Source organism: Rhizobacter sp. P1_G5, assembly GCF_056405435.1.
In genome coordinates, this window is the sequence record NZ_JBFUCB010000484.1 from 1 (window position 1) to 4,759 (window position 4,759).

A 4,759-nucleotide genomic window follows, 5' to 3' on the forward strand; every position below is an offset into this window, starting at 1 on the left:
CGTCATGACAACCCCTCGCTCGATGAGTACATCGATCGATCCCCCGAGGGGATGCGGGCCGGCTTGGGAGCGGCCCGGCGCTCGGCCCGCCTCATGTCAGCAGCCCGATCTGGTTCGCCCAGGCCATCGCCTGCGCCTCGACGCGGCGCGCATCGAGCAGTGCCTCGGTGCCGTCGTGCAGCCTCAGCAGGCGCTGCCGCTGGCCGGCGTCGAGGCCGAGCAGCCGCGCGACGTGGGCCGCCAGCGCGCCGCGCTCGCGCGGCGGAAACCAGCCGAGCGCCGAGCGCAGCGCCGGCAGCGCGACCAGGAAATCCTCGACGCCCATGCCGTCGAGCGCCGCATGGATGGCGCGCACGATGCCGTCGCTCTCGCTCGCCAGCGCCCGCGCGCACGAGAACAGGCCGTAGAGGAAATCGCCGAGCGCGTCGCGCGGCGGCATCGCACGTGTGATCGCGATCACCTCGTCGCGCGCGGCCTGCGCGCCGTCGGCCCTGGCGTCATCCACCAGCGCGTCGTGCTGGAACGCGACACCGAGCGCCGCGCCGCGCAGTGCCGGCGGCTTCGAGGGGCTGCGCGCGAGGCGGGCCATCGTCTGCCGCACGAAGCCGCCGTCGAGCGCGGGCAGGTGCAGCCGCAGCAGCGTGTCGAACACGGCAGCCGCGTGCACGTCGGCCTCCAGCAGCTGCGGGCTGCCGGCGCCGTCGCGGCCTTCGAGCAGCCACAGCAGCTGGCCGGCCATCAGCGCCAGCGTGTCTTCGAGCAGCGCGCGCGGGTCGTCGCCCCAGAAGCCGGCCTCGACGATCGCGGCCAGCGACTGCGCGGCACGCGCGAGCGCGCCGTGGTCGTGGCTGCTGCCGATCCCTTCGCGCAATTGCTGCGCGAGCTCGTGGCCCATGTCGAGCAGGCCGGCGCGGATCGCCTGCATCAGGCACTGCGCCAGCACCGTGGCGTCTCCCTGCGCATCGGCCACCTGGCGCAGCAGTGCCTGGCGTGCCGCGGCCTCGAGCGTCGCGCCATGCATCGCGGCCTCGATCAGGTCGGGGTACCAGCGCTCGGTCTGCTGCAGCCGCCAGTGCTCCTCGAAGGCCAGCTCGCGGGCCAGGCCGCGCGCGGCACGCGGTGCCTTCGTCTCGACCAGCTGCACGCCGCTGACCTGCAGGCAGCGCAGTTGCCACAGCAGGTGCGCGCGCGGGGTGTCCTCGGCGCGGCGGCGGTCGAGCACGAGCTGGTGGGCGGTGCGTTCGATCTGCAGGTTGAGCGCGGCCAGCCGTTGCCGCACGTCGTGCAGCAAGGGCGGCAGCGGCGTGTCGCCATGCAGGCGGCCGGCACCGTCGCCGGTCAGCGCGAGCAGGGCCTCGCGCAGCACCGGGTGGTGGTGCGCGCCGAGGCGGCGGTCGTTGCTCCACGGGGCCGGTACCTCCAGCGCCTCCTTGACGACGGCCGATTGCAGTGCATCGAGCAGGTCGACGCGCAGCGGCACCGCGTGCCCGCGCAACGCGGCCAGCGCGGCGGCGCTGCGCTCGAAGGCCAGCAGGTCGGCGGTCGACAGCGGCACCTGCGCACGGCGCAGCCGCGCCACCATCGTCGCGACCGCGCGGTCGCCGGCCGGCCGCAGCCCGTGCTGCCACACCCACTGGTAGTACATCGGCGACGGCAGCCCCGCGGCATAGCCGCCGAGCGCATCGACCTGGCGGAACTCGAACGGCACCAGGTAGCAGCCGGCGGCGCGGTCATCGGCGGGTTGCGGCACCTCGGGCTCGCCCCCCCGTTCGCCCTGAGCCTGTCGAAGGGTCCGCTCCAGCGCCGGCTTGTGCCAGCCGCCGCACACCACCAGCACGCGCTCGAAGTTGGCGGCCGCCCACGCGATCCACTGCGCCATGTGGGCCTCGCGCGCCTGGTCCTGCGGGGTGCCGGCCTCGTCGCCGCGCAGCTCGGCGAAGTACAGGTCGAGCTTGCGCGACAGCTCGTCCGGCGACGCGTCGGCGGGCTGCGATTCGAACAGGTGATCCCACAGCGCGTCGTCACTGTCACAGCCGAAGCGGCGGCACAGGTGGTCGACCACCTGCGCGTAGCGCGAGCGGGCATTGCGCCGCCCGGCGGTGCGGCGCTGCGCATCGGGCAGCGCGCGGTAGCGCCAGTGCGGCAGGTCCATGAAGCGCAGCGCCGCGCCCACTGCCCGGCCTTCGCGCAGCGCCACCCACTCCGGCGAATGGTCGAGCAGCGGGAACCAGCACTGCGCCGCCTGCCCGTCTTCGTTGGCATAGCTGTACAGCGCGAGCGGCAGTTCATGGTCGAGCAGCAGCTCGCCGAGGCGCGGGTTGAAATCGCTCGGGCCTTCGATCAGCACGGCCTGCGGCCGCTCCTGCGCGATGACCTGCGCCACCAGCCGCGCGCAGGCGGGGCTGTGGTGGCGCACGCCGACCACGCGGACGGGGCCGGTCGGCATCATTCCGGCAGCAGGTGCCGCGCCGCGTGGAAGGCCTGCCAGTGCTCGCCCTTGCGGCGGCTGGCGCGCTGCTCGATGTAGCGGCGGATCTTCTTCAGGTCGTCGGCGTTGTCCTTCGCGGCGGCGCCGGCCAGCGCCTCGACGATGTCGGCCGGCTGGCCGGCATCGCCGCGCAGGTAGTGGCCGCGCAGCGCGACCGCATGCGCGACGCTGACCGCCTCGGCGGTGCTGACGACGGTCGACAGCCGCTCGCCGGCATTGCCGTCCTTGTCGAGCCCGGTGCGCAATTCGCGGAACGTGGTGACCAGCACCTCCAGCACGTCGTCGGACGGCTGCACCGCGATCTGGTCCTGCGCCAGCAGCCGCGCCAGCTCGGCGCGCACCAGCGCGAGCTCTTCGTCGTAGTCGGCGATCGGGAACACCGTCTCGAACGCGAAGCGCCGCTTCAGCGCGGCCGACATCTCGTTGACGCCGCGGTCGCGGGTGTTGGCGGTGGCGATCAGGTTGAAGCCCTGCGCGGCGAACACCGCGTTGTCGTCGGCGAGCTCCGGCACCATCAGCAACCGCTCGGAGAGGATCGACAGCAGGCCGTCCTGCACCTCGGGCGGGCAGCGGGTGATCTCCTCGAAGCGCACGATGCGGCCGTCGCGCAGCGCGCGGTACAGCGGCGACGGCACCAGCGCGCGCGGGCTCGGGCCGTCGTTGAGCAGCAGCGCGTAGTTCCAGCCGTACTTGATCTGGTCCTCGGTGGTGGCGGCGCTGCCCTGGATGGTCAGCGTGCTGGTGCCGCTGATGGCCGCCGCGAGCAGCTCCGACAGCAGGCTCTTCGCGGTGCCCGGCTCGCCGACCAGCAGCAGCGCACGGTTCGACGCCAGCGTGACCATCGCGCGCTCGAGCAGGCTGGGCGCGCAGACGATCTTGCGGCGGATTCCCGGCGCGCCGCCGATGAAGCGCATCACCGCCTTCATCGACAGGCGCCAGCCTGGCGGCACCGGGCCGCTGTCGTGCTTCGCGAGCTGGGCCAGCTCGTCGGCGTAGAGCAGCTCGGCGGGCGGGCGCTGGCTGCGGATGGCGGTGGTGCGGTCGGTCATGGCTGAGGCTGTGAAAGGGCAGGGTTCAGCAGGTCGATGTCGCGCAGCATCTCGCTGGCGGACACCGGGTCGAGTGCGTCGAACGATAGCGCTTCGACGGTGCCTTCGGCCGAGCGGCGCGCGAGCGTGAGCCACTCGAGCGACTGGCGCGCCTCCAGCACGCCGCCGGCGACGAAGATGCCGGGGCTGAAGCGCAGCGTGATGCGCAGGCCGCCGGGCGCGTCGCGCGCGTACTCGCGGACCATGCCGCCGTCTTCCGCGCCGCCGCGCTCCCAGCCCTTCTGGTCGAGGCCGATCACGGCGCCGGTCGCGACATCGCGGTTCTCGAAGCGCTTGACCGTGCGCTGCTGCTTCTCATGCGGCGTCAGCGCGTAGGTCTCGCGCTGCAGCTGCTTGAACGGCTGCAGGATCTCGTAGTCGCCGAACAGCTGGCCGAGCTGCGCCTTCACCGACGCGTCGAGTTCGAGCACGTGCAGGATGCCGATCTGCGCGGCCTCGGGCAGCGCGAGCTGTTCGTCCGCCGCATCCGCGAGCGTCCAGTCCTCGGCCACGCGGAAAGGCTGGCGCAGCGTGCCGCCGTCGTAGGTGGCCCAGGCCAGGCGCGTCGCCAGGTGGCGCATCAGCGGATGGGCGAGGAAGAAGCGCCGGAACTCGGGCAGCGGCCAGCGACGGGCGTTGCGCATCGCGCGCTCCAGYCGCGTGATCTCCAGGCTGGCGATGGCGCGCACGTCCTTCTTCAACTGCTTGAAACGCTCGGCCGCCGGGCCGGCGAGCGTGGCGTCGTCGCCCTTCAGCGGCTTGGGCAGGTCTTTCAGTCGCAGGCTGCGTGCGTCGCGCACGACGGGCTTCAGGCTTTCGTCGAAGCTGAGGGAGAACTTGCGCGAGCCGAAATCGAAGATCGCCGCATCGGGTTCGTCGAGGCCGAGCGTCGGCGCCAGCCGGTCGCCGAGTTCATCGAGCGTGAGCCCGCGCGCATCGGCCACCGTCGCGATCATCCCGGCGGCGCGCAACTGCACGCGCTTGTGCCGGCCCTTGGTGGCCTGCGTGTTCAGCAGCATCAATGCCACGTCGGTGCCGATGGCGGCCAGCAGGTCGAGCGCGGATTCGGCGCGGCCGCGGGTGCCTGGCGCGCTCGCCCAGTCGTTGATGCGCGGGATCAGGCGGCGGGCCGTCTCGTCGTTGCCCAGCAGGCCCAGCGTGCGGAAGGCCCAGCCGTCCTTGC

The 4,759-nt window shown here is 73.0% G+C and carries 3 protein-coding genes; all 3 read right to left on the reverse strand.

Features of this window, described 5'->3' with window-relative positions:
- Nucleotides 1-91 precede the first annotated feature (91 nt).
- The gene (locus tag AC1D12_RS25120; RefSeq protein WP_477843599.1) at nt 92-2,446 is read right to left on the reverse strand and encodes a DUF5682 family protein; all 2,355 of its coding nucleotides are present in this window, start codon (nt 2,444-2,446) and stop codon (nt 92-94) included.
- Nucleotides 2,446-3,537 (reverse strand): ATP-binding protein, encoded by a 1,092-nt coding sequence (locus tag AC1D12_RS25125; RefSeq protein WP_465110861.1) that lies wholly within the window; start codon nt 3,535-3,537, stop codon nt 2,446-2,448. The genes AC1D12_RS25120 and AC1D12_RS25125 overlap by 1 nt, the downstream gene beginning before the upstream one ends.
- Nucleotides 3,534-4,759 (reverse strand): DUF4132 domain-containing protein (locus AC1D12_RS25130; RefSeq protein WP_477843602.1); only part of this gene is annotated, 1,226 nt, incomplete at its 5' end. The genes AC1D12_RS25130 and AC1D12_RS25125, both read right to left, overlap by 4 nt.

Bases quoted from the DNA above. Each gene is read 5' to 3' on its own strand.
- AC1D12_RS25120 (WP_477843599.1), bottom strand. From the start codon at position 2,446: ATGCCGACCGGCCCCGTCCGCGTGGTCGGCGTGCGCCACCACAGCCCC.
- AC1D12_RS25125 (WP_465110861.1), bottom strand. From the start codon at position 3,537: ATGACCGACCGCACCACCGCCATCCGCAGCCAGCGCCCGCCCGCCGAG.